Source organism: Aquidulcibacter sp. (assembly GCF_049239865.1).
In the GTDB taxonomy this organism is placed as follows: domain Bacteria; phylum Pseudomonadota; class Alphaproteobacteria; order Caulobacterales; family Aquidulcibacteraceae; genus Aquidulcibacter.
This window is the reverse complement of sequence record NZ_JBMLTR010000215.1, coordinates 1-1,268: the sequence shown is the minus strand read 5'-3', so window position 1 is coordinate 1,268 and position 1,268 is coordinate 1. Positions and strand designations below refer to the sequence as shown.

The 1,268-nt window shown below is 54.2% G+C and carries 1 protein-coding gene and 1 other annotated feature; the gene reads right to left on the bottom strand.

Annotated elements, in window-relative coordinates:
• Nucleotides 1–39: 39 nt before the first annotated feature.
• Nucleotides 40–1,268, bottom strand: a protein-coding gene (locus ACOVRA_RS14715) for an IS3 family transposase (RefSeq protein ID WP_421720956.1) whose coding sequence is annotated in 2 segments (ribosomal slippage) — nucleotides 40–977 and nucleotides 977–1,268 — 1,230 coding nt annotated over the 2 segments. Because the reading frame shifts where the segments join, the coding sequence is not laid out codon by codon here. This gene is flagged as partial in the annotation.
• Nucleotides 868–984: a sequence feature (AL1L pseudoknot), on the bottom strand. (Overlaps the previous gene by 117 nt.)

Below are 1,268 nucleotides of genomic sequence, written 5' to 3'. Positions count from 1 at the left end.
TGAACCGTACTGGGATTGTCGGAGGCTGATTAATCATAGTTACGCTGCCAGTTTTAGAGTTGCAAGGCTGGCGTAATAGTTGGCTTCCAGTTCGGCGGGCGGGATGTTGCCGATAGGCTCGTAGAGGCGTTGGTTGTTGAACCAGTTGACCCAAGTGAGGGTGGCATATTCGACGTCTTGGAAGGTACGCCAAGGGCCGCAGCGATGAATGACCTCAGCTTTGTAGAGGCCGTTGATTGTCTCGGCTAAAGCATTGTCATAGCTATCGCCTACGCTGCCGACGGAGGGTTGGATACCCGCGTCTGCTAGTTTTTCGGTGTATTTGATCGACAGATATTGGCTGCCACGGTCGCTGTGATGGATCAGTTTATCCTTTGCTGGCCGGCGGGCGTAGAGAGCCTGATCTAGAGCTTCCAAGACAAATTCGGCCTGTGCTGTCGTGCTGGCTTTCCAGCCAACAATCATGCGTGAGAACACGTCGATGACGAAGGCAACATAGACAAAGCCCTTCCAAGTGCGCACATAGGTGAAATCGCTGACCCATAATTGATTGGGCCGCTCGGCTTTGAAGATCCGATTGACGTGGTCCAACGGGCACGATTGTTTCTTGTCTTGGATGGTTGTCCGTACAGGTTTGCCGCGTATAACGCCCTGCAATCCCATAGCTTTCATAAGGCGAGCCACAGTGTCACGCCCAACATCTTCGCCTTGACGCCTGAGTTGGTGCCAGACTTTGCGCACGCCATAGACACCAAAATTGTCCTCAAAGACCTCTCTGATCTTGAGGCTCATGGCGTCGTCAGCTTTGGCCCGATCTGACCGTTTGTCGGGGTCCGCTTTCTGCGCTTTACGCGCGTACCAAGTTGATGGGGCAATGCGCAAAACCTTGCACATCGCCTCGATCCCATAGTTATCATGATGATCTTCCATGAAATCAATCACCTCTTGAACGGGCGGTCGAGCTCCGCCTGGGCAAAATACGCGCTGGCTTTGCGCAGGATCTCGTTGGCTTGTTTGAGCTCACGGATCTCGCGATCTTGAGCCTTCAGCTTCGCCAGCAAGTCTGTGCTCACACCCGGCCGCTCGCCGCTGTCGACTTGGCTGCGCTTGACCCACTCGTTCAAGGTCTGGGCCGAGCAGCCAATCTTAGCCGCTATCGACACAATCGTGTTCCACTGCGAGCCATGCTCACCGCGATGTTCCCGCACCATCCTAACTGCGCGCTCACGCACTTCTGGTGAAAATGTCTGTCTTGTCCGTTTCTTATC